Origin of the sequence: Pseudomonas monachiensis (genome assembly GCF_047345015.1) — a bacterium.
Taxonomy (GTDB): Bacteria; Pseudomonadota; Gammaproteobacteria; order Pseudomonadales; family Pseudomonadaceae; genus Aquipseudomonas; species Aquipseudomonas monachiensis.
In genome coordinates, this window is record NZ_CP178857.1 from 5,046,907 (window position 1) to 5,060,403 (window position 13,497).

12 protein-coding genes are annotated in these 13,497 nt (G+C 59.6%); 6 read left to right on the forward strand and 6 right to left on the reverse strand.

The annotated features are described in order from the left end of the window. Positions 1-190 precede the first annotated feature (190 nt). The gene (locus tag ACMDB8_RS22590; protein WP_056726175.1) at positions 191-1,816 is read left to right on the forward strand and encodes a S8 family peptidase; all 1,626 of its coding nucleotides are present in this window, start codon (positions 191-193) and stop codon (positions 1,814-1,816) included. 65 nt (positions 1,817-1,881) lie between these two features. Here ACMDB8_RS22590 and ACMDB8_RS22595 read toward each other — a convergent pair whose 3' ends face one another. The 4 genes from ACMDB8_RS22595 to ACMDB8_RS22610 form a co-directional block, all read right to left on the reverse strand. Then, on the reverse strand, positions 1,882-2,646 hold the full coding sequence (locus ACMDB8_RS22595; protein ID WP_008053474.1) for an amino acid ABC transporter ATP-binding protein: 765 nt from the start codon (positions 2,644-2,646) through the stop codon (positions 1,882-1,884). Positions 2,647-2,674: 28 nt separating this feature from the next. Continuing rightward, a complete protein-coding gene (locus ACMDB8_RS22600) occupies positions 2,675-3,772 on the reverse strand; it encodes an amino acid ABC transporter permease (protein WP_056726176.1) in 1,098 nt (365 codons plus the stop codon). 10 nt (positions 3,773-3,782) lie between these two features. Next, a complete protein-coding gene (locus tag ACMDB8_RS22605) occupies positions 3,783-4,964 on the reverse strand; it encodes an amino acid ABC transporter permease (RefSeq protein ID WP_056726177.1) in 1,182 nt (393 codons plus the stop codon). A 65-nt stretch (positions 4,965-5,029) separates the two neighbouring features. Then, positions 5,030-6,061, reverse strand: coding sequence for an amino acid ABC transporter substrate-binding protein (locus tag ACMDB8_RS22610; protein ID WP_007972676.1), 1,032 nt, complete (start codon positions 6,059-6,061; stop codon positions 5,030-5,032). Between the two features lie 468 nt (positions 6,062-6,529). On the opposite strand from ACMDB8_RS22610, the gene ACMDB8_RS22615 reads away from it, so the two are divergent. From ACMDB8_RS22615 to ACMDB8_RS22635, 5 genes are all read left to right on the forward strand, one after another. Continuing rightward, a complete protein-coding gene (locus ACMDB8_RS22615; RefSeq protein WP_056726178.1) occupies positions 6,530-7,186 on the forward strand; it encodes an alpha/beta hydrolase in 657 nt (218 codons plus the stop codon). A 98-nt stretch (positions 7,187-7,284) separates the two neighbouring features. After that, positions 7,285-8,775, forward strand: a complete 1,491-nt coding sequence (gene rhlB / locus ACMDB8_RS22620) for an ATP-dependent RNA helicase RhlB (protein ID WP_056726179.1) — start codon at positions 7,285-7,287, stop codon at positions 8,773-8,775. A 138-nt stretch (positions 8,776-8,913) separates the two neighbouring features. Continuing rightward, positions 8,914-9,858, forward strand: coding sequence for an ornithine cyclodeaminase family protein (locus tag ACMDB8_RS22625; RefSeq protein ID WP_409078405.1), 945 nt, complete (start codon positions 8,914-8,916; stop codon positions 9,856-9,858). A 141-nt stretch (positions 9,859-9,999) separates the two neighbouring features. Continuing rightward, complete coding sequence (locus ACMDB8_RS22630; protein WP_409078406.1) at positions 10,000-11,133, forward strand: NAD(P)/FAD-dependent oxidoreductase; 1,134 nt, start codon at positions 10,000-10,002, stop codon at positions 11,131-11,133. Positions 11,134-11,217: 84 nt separating this feature from the next. Beyond that, on the forward strand, positions 11,218-11,859 hold the full coding sequence (locus ACMDB8_RS22635; RefSeq protein WP_056726182.1) for a helix-turn-helix transcriptional regulator: 642 nt from the start codon (positions 11,218-11,220) through the stop codon (positions 11,857-11,859). 84 nt (positions 11,860-11,943) lie between these two features. Here the strand turns inward: ACMDB8_RS22635 and ACMDB8_RS22640 are convergent, their stop codons facing one another. Together ACMDB8_RS22640 and moaE are read right to left on the reverse strand one after the other, a co-directional pair. Then, positions 11,944-12,720 carry an ABC transporter substrate-binding protein gene (locus tag ACMDB8_RS22640; RefSeq protein ID WP_409078407.1) on the reverse strand — a complete coding sequence of 259 codons (777 nt, stop codon included), beginning with the start codon at positions 12,718-12,720 and terminating at the stop codon, positions 11,944-11,946. Between the two features lie 321 nt (positions 12,721-13,041). Continuing rightward, a complete protein-coding gene (gene moaE, locus ACMDB8_RS22645; protein WP_046041968.1) occupies positions 13,042-13,494 on the reverse strand; it encodes a molybdopterin synthase catalytic subunit MoaE in 453 nt (150 codons plus the stop codon). Between the last annotated feature and the right edge of the window lie 3 nt (positions 13,495-13,497).

The following is a 13,497-nucleotide window of genomic DNA, read 5'->3' on the forward strand; positions in this document are numbered from 1 at the left end:
CTCTTTCGCGTATCACCCTGATACCGGAAGACTCCTTAAGACAGAAGGTGAAATTCCTGACGCCTGAAAGTGATTTCCCACCCAGGCCACATGAAAGAGCTGACATCCGAAATTGAGACAGGCCATCAGACTTTCGGACTTTTAATGCGGGCACTTTCGCTCGAATGTCTGAAGGGAATGGGAACAACCGATGGAAGAAGTCATTTTCGGCAAGAAGCACAGCCGACGTTTTTTACTGGAAAAGGATCGGCAACTGCTCGTTGTACGCAGCCAGGCCGGGAGCAGGCTTGACGAAACGTTACACTGCGAAAAAGCTCGACAGGCATTGGCCGACAGTGAGTTGGTACTGCACATCGAGGACGCCGACGTTCAGCTATTCAAACTGCCGGACAATGCCGATGTTCGCCAATGCAAGGCGTTGCTGCGCGAGTTGCCAGACGTACGTTTCGCCGGCAGCGCTCTGGTCGATCCTCATACCCGGGAACCTGTTTTCTACACCGAAAACATTTTCCTGAAATTCGTCGATCGACTCACTGCGACAGAGTGCCTGGTTATCCTCGATGAATTGGGTCTGACCATCAAACAGCAGGTTCCCTACGCGGCCAATGCCTTTTTCGTATATCACGCACATTGTCGCGGCACTGAAGTCTGCTCATTCACACTTCAATTGCTCGAACGTCAGGACGTCGACTACTGCCACCCGGAAATACTGCGTCCGGGCCAACGCCGGACGATCCATGACAACCAATGGCACCTGAAAAAAACCACCGTCACCTATCAGGTTCAGGTCGATGCCAGCGCCAATGTCGAGGCAGCCCATGCCTTGACCCAGGGTGAAGGCATCGTGATCGCGATCATCGACGATGCCTTTGATATCGATCACCCCGAGTTCGCCGGAACCGGCAAAATCATCGGAGCAAAAAACTTTGACCGCCTGAACGCCCCTCAAGGCCCACGGCCTAAAACCCCCCTTGAGCGCCACGGTACGGCAGTCGCCGGTGTTGCATGCGCCAATGGTGAAGCCGGCGCCAGCGGCGTGGCACCTCGAGCCAGTCTCATGCCGTTGAAACTGACCAAACCACTAGGCGCCCGAGCCGAAGCAGACGCGTTTTTCTGGGCTGCGGACCAAGGGGCCGATGTCATTTCCTGCAGTTGGGGGCCATCGGAAGGACATTGGGCTGACCCTACCGACGCCAGGCACTCTCAGGAGTTTGCGCTGGCCGCGAGCACCCGCCTGGCCATAGAGTACGCCGCGACAAAAGGCCGCCAGGGCAAAGGCTGCGTCATTTTTTTTGGTGCCGGCAACGGCAACGAGAGCGTGGACAACGATGGCTATGCCAGCCATCCCATGGTCATTGCCGTGGGTGCCTGCAATGATCAAAATCGTCGCAGCGGCTACAGTGACTACGGCAAAGCATTGTGGTGTTGCTTCCCCAGCGGGGACCAGCAACACCCCGATCCAAAGTTCAAACCCGCCACTTCAGTCCCGCAGACCCGAGGCATTCGAACCACGGATCTGAGCGGCCGGTTTGCCGACCCGATCAATGCGGCCTACACCGAACTGTTCAGCGGCACTTCCAGCGCCTGCCCTGGAGCCGCGGGCGTGGCAGCACTGGTACTGGGGGTCAACCCGGCACTGGACCGCGAACAGGTTCGACAGCTGCTCGCCGATTGCTGCAACAAAATCAGCCACGCCGACGACGGCCCCCTTGGTCAATACGATCAAAACGGCCACAGTCATTACTACGGTCATGGTCGCCTCAATGCCCTGCGGGCAGTGCAGCTGGCACTGGAACGCGGCAAAGCCGCAGACTGACCCGCACTCATAAAAAAAGCCCCACCGAACAATCGGCGGGGCTCATTGAGACAGTCACTGACCGATCAATGCAGGATCTGGCTCAGGAACAGCTTGGTGCGTTCATTCTGCGGGTTGTCGAAGAAGTCGTTCGGCGCAGCCTGTTCGACGATTTCTCCCTTGTCCATGAAGATCACGCGGTTGGCCACGGTGCGGGCGAAGCCCATTTCGTGGGTCACGCAGAGCATGGTCATGCCGTCTTCGGCCAGGCCGATCATGGTGTCCAGTACCTCTTTCACCATCTCCGGGTCGAGTGCCGAGGTCGGTTCGTCGAACAGCATGATCTTCGGCTTCATGCACAGCGCACGGGCAATCGCCACACGCTGTTGCTGACCGCCAGACAACTGCCCCGGGTACTTGTGCGCCTGCTCCGGAATGCGTACGCGTTCCAGGTAGTGCATGGCGATTTCCTCGGCCTTGCGCTTGGGCATCTTGCGCACCCACATCGGCGCCAGGGTGCAGTTCTGCAGGATGGTCAGGTGCGGGAACAGGTTGAAGTGCTGGAACACCATGCCGACTTCACGACGGATCGCTTCGATCTGCTTGAGGTCGTTGGTCAGCTCCACGCCATCGACCACGATGCGGCCCTGCTGATGCTCTTCCAGACGGTTGAGGCAGCGGATGGTGGTGGATTTGCCGGAACCTGACGGGCCGCACAGGACGATACGCTCGCCCTGCTTGACGTTGAGGTTGATGTCCTTGAGTACGTGAAACTGACCGTACCACTTGTTCACGCCCTGCATCTGAATAATGCCTTCAGGGCTCACAGGCTGTTTGATTGCTTCGCTCATCACAAAACTTCCTAAATTAGGTAGCGACTTAGCGCTTGTGGCCAGTGTCGAGCTTGCGTTCCAGATGCATGGAATAGCGCGACATACCAAAACAGAAAATCCAGAACACCAGGGCGGCGAACACATAGCCTTCGGTGGCCATGCCCAGCCATTTCGGGTCGGCGGCGGCTTGCTTGACGCTATTGAGCAGGTCGAACAGGCCGATGATGATCACCAGGCTCGTGTCCTTGAACAGCGCAATGAAGGTGTTGACGATGCCGGGGATCACCAGCTTCAGGGCTTGCGGCAGAATCACCAGGCCCATGCTGCGCCAGTAACCCAGGCCCATCGCCGCCGCCGCTTCGTACTGACCTTTTGGAATCGCTTGCAGGCCACCGCGCACCACCTCGGCCACGTAGGCCGACTGGAACAGGATCACGCCGATCAGCGCCCGCAGCAGCTTGTCGAAGTTCATGCCTTCAGGCAGGAACAACGGCAGCATCACCGAGGACATGAACAGCACCGTGATCAACGGCACGCCGCGCCAGAATTCGATGAAGGTCACGCAGACCACGCGAATCGCCGGCATGTTCGAACGACGGCCCAGCGCCAGGACGATGCCCAGTGGCAACGCACCGGCGATACCGACGGTGGCGATCACCAGGGTCAGCATCAGGCCGCCCCACTGGCTGGTCGCCACGGCATCCAGTCCCAATACGCCGCCATGCAGCAGGCACCAGGCAATGATCGGGTACAGCACCAGGAAGCTCAGCCCGTACACCGCCTTATGGTGAAAGCGCGAGATGAACAACGGCGCCACGCCGACAATCGCCAGCCACACCGTCAGGTCCACGCGCCAACGCAGTACCGGCGGGTAGTAGCCGTACATGAACTGGCCGAAACGCTGCTGGATGAACACCCAGCAGGCGCCCTCCTTGGTGCAGTCGGCCTGGCTGGTGCCGACCCAGTTGGCGTCAAGGATCGCCCACTGCAGGATCGGCGGTACCACCAGGTAGATGAGGTAGAACGCGAACAGGGTCAGCAGGGTGTTGAGCCAGCTGGAGAACATGTTCTCGCGCATCCACGCCACCGCACCGATGCTGCGGTTCGGTGGCGGCATGTCAGGTTTGAAAGTATGAGTACTCATGCGCTTTTCCTTACCGCTCGATCAGCGCAATGCGCTTGTTGTACCAGTTCATCAGCAGGGAAATGCTGATACTGATCGCCAGGTACACGCTCATGGTGATGGCAATCACCTCGATCGCCTGGCCGGTCTGGTTGAGCACGGTCCCGGCAAACAGCGAGACCATTTCCGGATAACCGATACCGGCCGCCAGCGAGGAGTTCTTCGCCAGGTTCAGGTATTGGCTGGTCAGCGGCGGGATGATCACGCGCAGGGCCTGCGGAATGATCACCTTGCGCAGGGTCGGACCGTTGCGCAGGCCGAGGGAATGCGCCGCTTCGGTCTGGCCATGGCTGACCGACTTGATGCCCGAACGCACGATCTCGGCGATGAACGCTGCGGTGTACACCGTCAGGGCCAGGGTCAGCGCCAGCAGTTCCGGGATCAACACCCAGCCACCGACGAAGTTGAAGCCTTGCAGTTTCGGCATTTCCCAGTGCACCGGTGCGCCGAAAATCAGCGCGCACAGCGCAGGAATGACCAGGAACATCGCCAGACCGACCCAGAACTTGTGGAACGGCACCCCGGTGGCTTCGAAGCGCTTGGTCGCCCAGCGGCTCATCAGCACGATGGCGACGATGGCGACTACAACGCTGATCACAAACGGCCAGAAACCATCCGCCATCAACGCCGCCGGCATGTTCAGGCCGCGGCTGCTGACAAAGAAGGTGTCGCCGAAGTTATGACTGTTGCGCGGCCCTGGCATGGTCAGGAACACCGCGAAGTACCAGAACAGGATCTGCAGCAGCGGCGGAATGTTGCGGAAGACTTCCACGTACACCGTCGCCACCTTGGCGATGATCCAGTTCTTCGACAGTCGCGCCACACCCACGATGAAACCCAGGATCGTCGCCAGGATCACACCGATGAAGGTCACCAGCAAGGTGTTGAGCAGGCCGATGACAAACACCCGGGCGTATGTGTCCGCTTCGGTGTAGTCGATCAGGTGTTGAGCGATGCCGAAACCGGCACTGCGCTCCAGAAAGTCGAACCCGGAGGTAATGCCCCGGTGTTGCAGGTTGGTTTGCGTGTTATCGAACAGAAACCAGCCCAGCGAGACCACCGCGATAATCGTGATGATCTGGAATACCCAAGCACGCACGCGTGGATCGCTGAGGCTGAGCCTCTGCTTTGGCGCGCCGATTGAATTTTGCATGAAGTGCCCCGCAAATAATGGAACAGAACATCACCCGGTGGTTGGCCCACCGGGTGATAGAACCATCAGCGCACTGGTGGTGCGTATTGAATGCCGCCAGCGTTCCACAGAGCGTTCAGTCCGCGGTCGATTTCCAGCGGAGTACTCTTGCCGAGGTTTTTCTCGAACACTTCGCCGTAGTTGCCGACTTGCTTGACGATCTGCACGACCCAGTCTTTCTTCACTTTCAGGTCTTTGCCGTATTCACCGTCGGTACCCAGCAGACGGGCAACGTCAGGGTTCTTGGTGCCCTTGGCTTCGGCTTCGACGTTCTTCGAAGTGATGCCGGCTTCTTCAGCGTTGAGCATGGCGTAGCCAGTCCAGCGCACGATCGCCAGCCACTCGTCGTCGCCATTACGCACGACCGGGCCCAGAGGCTCCTTGGAAATGGTTTCCGGCAGAACCACGTAGTCTTTCGGCGAAGCCAGCTTGCTGCGCTGGGCGAACAGCTGGGATTTGTCGGAGGTCAGTACGTCGCAACGACCGGATTCCAGCGACTTGGCGCTTTCGTCGGAGGTGTCGAAGGTGATCGGGGTGTATTTCAGGCCGTTGCCGCGGAAGTAGTCGGAAACGTTCAGTTCGGTGGTGGTACCGGCCTGGATGCAGATGGTTGCACCGTCCAGTTCCTTGGCGCTCTTGACGCCCAGCTTGTTGTTTACCAGGAAGCCGATACCGTCGTAGTAGGTAATGAAGCCCGGGAATTTCAGGCCCATGCCCGCGTCGCGGGAGCTGGTCATGGTGGTGTTGCGCGACAGAATGTCGATTTCGCCGGACTGCAACGCGGTGAAGCGCTCCTTGGCGTTCAACTGGCTGAACTTGACCTTGGTCGCGTCGCCGAAGACAGCCGCCGCTACTGCACGGCAGTAGTCAGCATCGATACCGACGATCTTGCCGGTGGAATCCGGAACCGAGAAGCCTGGCAAGCCATCGCTGACGCCACACTGCACGAAACCTTTCTTCATCACTGCATCCAGGGTTGCGCCCGCCTGGGCAAACCCGCTGACACCGAGTACTGCGGCTGCAGTCACGATAGCCAGGGTGGATTTCAACATCTTCATTCAAACCTCCAGTTTTGCTCTTGTTGTGTCGGAGCGTGAGTCCTGTCGCACCCTTTTGAGGCGTAGTCGACCCGTGTTGGCTTGTTTTGGGGTCAACCGACGTAAGACGTTAGCTATGAGTCTAGTAGGAGAAAATCCACGTCATGGAAAACTCACTCTCACCAGTCGGCCGAACGGGCTGTAGCCCTTTCACGTTCGCGAAGCCCCGTAGCGGCCATTGGCGAACATCCATCACCGGATTCATTGCTATCCCACAGTCGGCAGTACACTGATAGTGTTACCGCCGGGCGCGAGATGGGTTGCACCGTTTCCCCATAGCAAAGCCCGTACCACACCGCTCGCCGAAGCGGTTCAGCTGCAGGTCAATAGCAAAACTTGTACGCTTGCGACACTTTATTAACGGATCAACCTGACGCGCACTTTGATCACGCACTTATATGTACGCGCACGCACAACATTGGAGCAGACATGACCGAGCCCTTGATTCTTCAGCCCGTAAAGCCCGCAGACGCCTGCGTTATATGGCTGCACGGCCTGGGCGCCGATCGCTACGACTTCCTGCCGGTGGCCGAAGCGCTGCAGGAAACCTTGCTGAGTACCCGCTTCGTTCTCCCGCAGGCACCGCATCGCCCTGTCACTATCAACGGCGGCTACGAGATGCCGAGTTGGTACGACATCCTGGCCATGAGCCCGGCGCGCGCGATCAACCGCGAGCAGCTGGAAGAGTCGGCGAACCGTGTCATTGAATTGATAGAAGTGCAGCGAGCCAGCGGAATAGACGCCTCGCGGATCTTCCTGGCAGGTTTTTCCCAGGGCGGCGCCGTGGTTTTACACACCGCATTTCTGAAATGGCAGGGTCCGTTGGGTGGCGTCGTTGCCCTTTCTACTTATGCACCGACCTTCAGCGACGAACTGCAACTGTCCGCCAGCCAGCAGCGGATTCCGGTGCTGTCGATGCACGGCCAGTACGACGATGTGGTGCAAAACTCGATGGGGCGCAGCGCCTACGAGCATTTGAAGCTGCGTGGTGTCACCGTGACATGGCAGGAATACCCAATGGGTCACGAAGTGTTACCCGAAGAAATTCGCGACATCGGTGTCTGGCTCGCCGAGCGCTTGCGTTAAGCATTTGTGTTTAAAAGCACCCTTTGATCCATCCCACTACGCCGCGCCCGATTCTTGCATTACACTGCCCGGCGTACATTCCTTAATCAATTGATGAGATGACCGTGCTCAAAGCACTCAAGAAAATGTTCGGTAAAAGCGAGACTGAGCAACTCGCGCCAGTTCCCAGCCCTGCGTCTCACGCTCCCGGCCACCGCACCGACGGTAATCAGTCTGAACGAGCCACCGCCACGGCGGCACCCAAGCATGAGCCGAAGACCGCAATGGCTGACCTGCCTGCGGCGATAACAGCCCCGGAACAGCCGCTCAGCGAAACGCCAAAACCCGCCAGACCGCGCCGCGAACCCAAGCCAAAGGCACCGGTCATCCCATGGAAACTCGAAGACTTCGTCGTCGAGCCCCAGGAAGGCAAGACCCGCTTCCACGATTTCAAACTCGCCCCGGAACTGATGCACGCCATCCAGGACCTGGGCTTCCCGTATTGCACGCCGATCCAGGCACAGGTACTGGGCTTCACCCTCGCGGGCAAAGACGCCATCGGCCGCGCCCAGACTGGTACCGGCAAGACCGCTGCGTTCCTGGTCTCGATCATCACCCAGTTGCTGCAAACCCCGCCGCCGAAAGAGCGCTACATGGGTGAGCCACGGGCACTGATCATCGCACCGACCCGCGAACTGGTAGTGCAGATCGCCAAGGACGCCGCCGACCTGACCAAGTACACCGGCCTCAACGTCATGACGTTCGTCGGTGGCATGGACTTCGACAAACAGCTCAAGCACCTCGAGGCCCGCCACTGCGACATCCTCGTGGCCACGCCGGGCCGCCTGCTGGACTTCAACCAGCGCGGCGACGTGCACCTGGACATGGTCGAAGTGATGGTGCTGGACGAAGCCGACCGCATGCTCGACATGGGCTTCATCCCGCAAGTGCGCCAGATCATTCGCCAGACGCCGCCGAAGTCCGAGCGTCAGACGCTGCTGTTCTCCGCGACCTTCACCGAAGACGTGATGAACCTGGCCAAGCAATGGACCACCGACCCGTCGATCGTCGAGATCGAGTCGCAGAACGTGGCCAACGAAAACGTCGAGCAGCACATCTACGCGGTGGCCGGTGCCGACAAATACAAACTGCTCTACAACCTGGTCAACGACAACGGTTGGGAGCGGGTGATCGTCTTCGCCAACCGCAAGGATGAAGTACGACGCATCGAAGAACGCCTGGTGCGTGACGGTATCAACGCCGCGCAACTGTCCGGCGACGTGCCGCAGCACAAGCGCATCAAGACCCTCGAAGGCTTCCGCGAAGGCAAGATTCGCGTACTGGTCGCCACCGACGTGGCCGGTCGCGGCATCCATATCGACGGCATCAGCCACGTGATCAACTTCACCCTGCCGGAAGTGCCGGACGACTACGTGCACCGCATCGGTCGTACCGGCCGCGCCGGTGCCGACGGTGTGTCCATCAGCTTTGCCGGTGAAGACGACTCCTACCAGCTACCGTCCATCGAGGAAAAGCTGGGGCGCAAGATCAGCTGTGAAACGCCACCGACGCATCTGTTGCGGGCCGTTGAACGCAAGCGCCCGCATTAAGGGACGCTGAAAAGACAAGCGCAGCCGGAAACGGACTGCGCTTTTTTTTCGTCCGGCTTTTTTTCAACAGGTGCTTGCTGTAGATATCTAAAAGTCCATAATAGACAAATTAGTTTACTCTCAGCTCCGGAGCCGACCATGTCCAGCACGCCCCAAGTGATCCCCCAAGCCCAGGCTCGCGAGCTACTGGCGCAGGTCGATGTGCCACAGATCCTGCGCAAACTGTTCCGCGACCTGGCCGCCGGGCAAGCCGTACAACCGGCGCAGCAACTGGTGGAATTTCCACAGGGCGCCGGCGACTTCATTAACTACTTGGGTGTGCTTGCCGGAGAAGGCGTATACGGGATCAAGACGTCGCCGTACATCGTCCGTGAGCAGGGGCCGCTGGTGACGGCGTGGACGTTGTTGATGTCGATGCAGACCGGCCAGCCGCTGCTGCTGTGCGATGCCGGCGAACTGACCACCGCGCGCACCGCGGCGACCACCGCCGTCGCGGTCGATGCCCTCGCACCACTCACAGCCAATCGCCTTGCCATTATTGGCAGCGGCAAAGTGGCCCAGGCGCACCTGCATTACGTGAAAGGCCTGCGCGACTGGCAGAGCATCAGCCTGTACTCGCCGAGCGTGAGCGAAGACGCCGAAACCGTGCGCCGGCTGAAAAACATCGAGCCACGCCTGAACATCGTCGACAGTCGCGAAGCTGCCGTTCAGGACGCCGACGTGATCATGCTCTGCACCTCGTCCGCCGGTCCGGTGATCGATCCGTCGAGCTTGCGCAAACCGGCGTTGATCACCTCCATCAGCACCAATGCGCCGCGCGCCCATGAAGTGCCGCCGCAAAGCCTCAACGACATGCAGGTGTTCTGCGACTATCGCCTGACCACCCCGGGCTCGGCCGGCGAAATGCTGATCGCCGCCGAACGGCACGACTGGGACAAGGGCGCGATTGTCGGCGACCTGCCCGACCTGCTCAGCGGAAAAGTCCTGCGCCCTGATTACGATCGCCATGTGTTTTTCCGCTCCATCGGCCTGGGCCTGGAAGACATTGCGCTGGCCAACGCGATCTATCGCCTCACGCACTGACACCAAATTCATCCTGTAGGAGCTGCCGAAGGCTGCGATCTTTTGACTTTGCTTTTGAAAAGATCGCAGCCTCGTTTCACTCGTCAGCTCCTACAAGAGATCACCATAAATCCGGCATTTACGCCCCAACAGGAGACGTTCATGAGCCAGGCAGATTTCATCATCATCGGCGGCGGGATTGCCGGTGCTTCCACGGGTTTCTGGCTTTCGCAGCACGGCCGCGTGATCGTGCTCGAGCGCGAATCCCATCCGGCCTATCACTCCACCGGCCGCTCGGCGGCGCTGTATACCGCCGCCTACGGCACCCCGCAAGTGCGGGCATTGACCCTGGCCAGCCGGGACTTTTTCGACAACCCGCCCAGTGGTTTCTGCGAACACCCGCTGCTGACCCCGCGTGGCGAAATGACCGTGGACTTGACCGGTGACCCGGACGAGCTGAACAGGCAATACCAGAGCGCAAAAACCACGGTGCCGGAGATGCAGTTGCTCGACGCCGACGCGGCCTGCGCGTTAGTGCCGATCCTGCGCCGGGAAAAGGTCCACGGCGCCATCTACGACCCGACCGCCAGCGACATCGACACCGATGCCCTGCACCAGGGCTATTTGCGCGGCATCCGCCGCAACCAGGGCGAAGTGCACACCGACAGCGAAGTCGTCAGTCTGAGCCGCGACAGCCAGGGCACATGGCACGTCCAGACCGGCAGCCAGACCTTCAGCGCACCGGTCATCATCAACGCCGCCGGCGCCTGGGCCGACAAGGTCGGCCAACTGGCTGGCGCCAATCCCCTGGGCCTGCAACCCAAACGCCGGGCCGCGTTCATCTTCGCCGGTCCCGAAGGCGTGGACATCCACCATTGGCCGATGCTGGTCAGCCTCGACGAATCCTTCTACATGAAACCCGATGCCGGGATGTTCCTCGGTTCACCGGCCAACGCCGACCCGGTGGAACCCCACGATGTGCAGCCCGAAGAGCTGGACATTGCCATGGGCATCTACCAGATCGAAGAAGCCACGACCCTGACCATTCGCCGCCCGACCCGCACCTGGGCCGGCCTGCGCAGCTTCGTCAGCGACGGCGACTTGCTGTCCGGCTTCGATCCACAGGTACCGGGGCTGTTCTGGGTCGCGGCACAAGGCGGTTATGGCATCCAGACCTCGCCGGCCATGGGCCAGGCCAGCGCGGCACTGGTGCGCGGTGCCGCGTTGCCCGAGTCGCTCGGCCATTTCGGGCTGAATGCCGAAATGCTCTCCCCTGCCCGCCTCGGCGGATCCTGATCCTCAGGTGACGTGCCCACACGATTACGGCACACTTTCAGCGCCCCTTTGATGGGGCGCTGACGCTGCCTGGAGTTCCACTGTATGAACGCTCCCGAAAAAGACTCGGCCCTGGACGACACATCCCTGGATAACTTCCACGCGATTGCCGACGCCATCGCCACGTTGTTTTTCCCCCACGCCGAAGTGGTGCTGCACGACTTGCGCACGCAAAAGGTCGACTACATCGCCAACAACCTGTCCAAGCGGGAAATCGGCGACGACTCGGCGCTGGAAGACATGCTCAGCGACGATGTCAGCGAACGAAACATCGGGCCGTACGAAAAGCTCAACTGGGATGGTCAGAAGATTCGCAGCCTCAGCACGGTGCTTCGGGACAGTGAAGGTCGTCCACAGGCGGTGCTGTGCATCAACCTGAATATTTCGTTGTTCGAAAATGCCAAGGCCGCCCTGGACCTGTTCCTGTCGCCGACCAAGCTGATCCCGCAACCGGATGCGCTGTTTCGCGATGACTGGCAGGAGCGGATCAACACCTTCCTCCACGCCTGGCTGCGCGAGCGGCAGTTGAGCCTGAATCTGCTGACTCGCGACCACAAGCGCGAACTGGTGCTGGCATTGCACGCCGAAGGCGCGTTCAAGGGCAAAAGCGCCTCGAACTACGTGGCCAATGTGCTGAACATGGGCCGGGCGACGGTGTACAAGCATTTGAAGGAATTGAAGGGCTGAAAATCAAAAGATCGCCGCCTGCGGCAGCTCCTACAGTGAAACGCATTCCCCTGTAGGAGCTGCCGCAGGCTGCGATCTTTTTGATCAATCGCCGTAAATGTCGGACTTGAAATACTTGTCCGAAATCTTCTGGTACTCACCACTGGCACGAATGCCATCAATGGCCGTGTTCAGCTCGCTGACCAGTTCGGTATTGCCCTTGCGCACGGCAATCCCGGCACCTTCGCCCACATATTTCGGATCTTTCAGCTCCGGCCCGGCAAAGGCGTAACCCTTGCCGCGCGGCATCGACAGGAAGTCATTGAGTGGAATGGTGTCGGCAAAAATCGCATCGAGGCGACCGGCTGCCAGGTCCATGTAGATTTCTTCGTTGTTGCTGTAGCGCTTGACGTTGATGCCCTTTGGCTCGAACACCTCGGTGGCGTAACGGTCGGTCGTGGTGGCGCGCTGCACGCCGACGGTCTTGTCCTTGAGGCTGGCGTACTGGTCATCCACCACCGCGCCATCCTTCATCACCAGGCGCGACGAAGTGAAATAGTACTTGTGGGTGAAGTCCACCGACTTCTTGCGGTCTTCATTGATGGTCATGGACGACAGCGCCATGTCGATTTTCTTCACCTTCAGGGAAGGAATCAGACCGTCGAACTCGCCTTCGACCCACACACACTTGACCTTCATCTGCGCGCACAGGGCATTGCCGATGTCATAGTCGAAACCGACGATTTCGCCTTTGTCGGTTTTCGAGGCGAACGGTGGATACGCCGCTTCGATACCGATGCGCAAGGTTTTCTCGGCGGCGAACACAGAGCTGCACGCCAACAGGCTCAGGGCCAGACCGGTGATGAGGGGGAACTTCTTCATGTTCGTTTTCTCGCGGTTGTTGTTGGTTTGGCAAGACAGAAGAAAAAGCTGAAACGGGTGGAAACCTTTTTTTGTACTTATAATTCCATACTGGACTTTTATGTATAAATCGTCAATGAGGCAAATGCAGCCCGATCCGGCCGATAGTCGGGTGGTGGTTCTGCAAGGTATTGGGTGAGTCAGATGGCCCCTTCGTCGGAACGCCGACCGGACCAAGCCCGCTCCCACAGGGTTCTGTGTCGTACACAAAATTTGTGTTCAACCAGATCCACTGTGGGAGCGAGCTTGCTCGCGATGGCTGACTAGAGAACGCCGCAGAAATTACTGCTTCCAGCGATCCGCCGCCGCATGATCACTGTCACGCCCCTCGACCCAACGCGGCCCGTCACTGGTGATTTCTTTCTTCCAGAACGGCGCACGGGTTTTCAGGTAGTCCATGACAAAGGCGCAGGCGTCGAATGCCGCCTGACGATGGGCGCTGGCCGCGCCAACGAAGACAATCGGCTCGCCCGGCTCCAGGGCGCCGATGCGGTGCAGCACTTCCAGCTTGAGCAACGGCCAGCGCTGCTCGGCCTCGATGGCGATCTTTCCGAGGGCCTTTTCAGTCATGCCCGGATAGTGTTCGAGGAACATCCCGGCCACATCGAGGCCGTCATTGAAGTCGCGTACGTAGCCGACAAAACTCACCACCGCACCCACGCCGACATTGGCATCGTGCATGGCATTGACTTCGGCACCCGGGTCGAACGCGGTGGACTGCACGCGAATCGCCATGGC

Excerpts from the sequence above, each read along its gene's own strand:
- moaE (WP_046041968.1), bottom strand. The coding sequence starts at position 13,494 with ATGGCGATTCGCGTGCAGTCCACCGCGTTCGACCCGGGTGCCGAAGTC.
- ACMDB8_RS22615 (WP_056726178.1), top strand. The coding sequence starts at position 6,530 with ATGACCGAGCCCTTGATTCTTCAGCCCGTAAAGCCCGCAGACGCCTGC.
- ACMDB8_RS22590 (WP_056726175.1), top strand. The coding sequence starts at position 191 with ATGGAAGAAGTCATTTTCGGCAAGAAGCACAGCCGACGTTTTTTACTG.
- ACMDB8_RS22595 (WP_008053474.1), bottom strand. The coding sequence starts at position 2,646 with ATGAGCGAAGCAATCAAACAGCCTGTGAGCCCTGAAGGCATTATTCAG.
- ACMDB8_RS22625 (WP_409078405.1), top strand. The coding sequence starts at position 8,914 with ATGTCCAGCACGCCCCAAGTGATCCCCCAAGCCCAGGCTCGCGAGCTA.
- ACMDB8_RS22605 (WP_056726177.1), bottom strand. The coding sequence starts at position 4,964 with ATGCAAAATTCAATCGGCGCGCCAAAGCAGAGGCTCAGCCTCAGCGAT.
- ACMDB8_RS22640 (WP_409078407.1), bottom strand. The coding sequence starts at position 12,720 with ATGAAGAAGTTCCCCCTCATCACCGGTCTGGCCCTGAGCCTGTTGGCG.
- ACMDB8_RS22600 (WP_056726176.1), bottom strand. The coding sequence starts at position 3,772 with ATGAGTACTCATACTTTCAAACCTGACATGCCGCCACCGAACCGCAGC.
- ACMDB8_RS22610 (WP_007972676.1), bottom strand. The coding sequence starts at position 6,061 with ATGAAGATGTTGAAATCCACCCTGGCTATCGTGACTGCAGCCGCAGTA.
- ACMDB8_RS22630 (WP_409078406.1), top strand. The coding sequence starts at position 10,000 with ATGAGCCAGGCAGATTTCATCATCATCGGCGGCGGGATTGCCGGTGCT.
- ACMDB8_RS22635 (WP_056726182.1), top strand. The coding sequence starts at position 11,218 with ATGAACGCTCCCGAAAAAGACTCGGCCCTGGACGACACATCCCTGGAT.
- rhlB (WP_056726179.1), top strand. The coding sequence starts at position 7,285 with ATGACCGTGCTCAAAGCACTCAAGAAAATGTTCGGTAAAAGCGAGACT.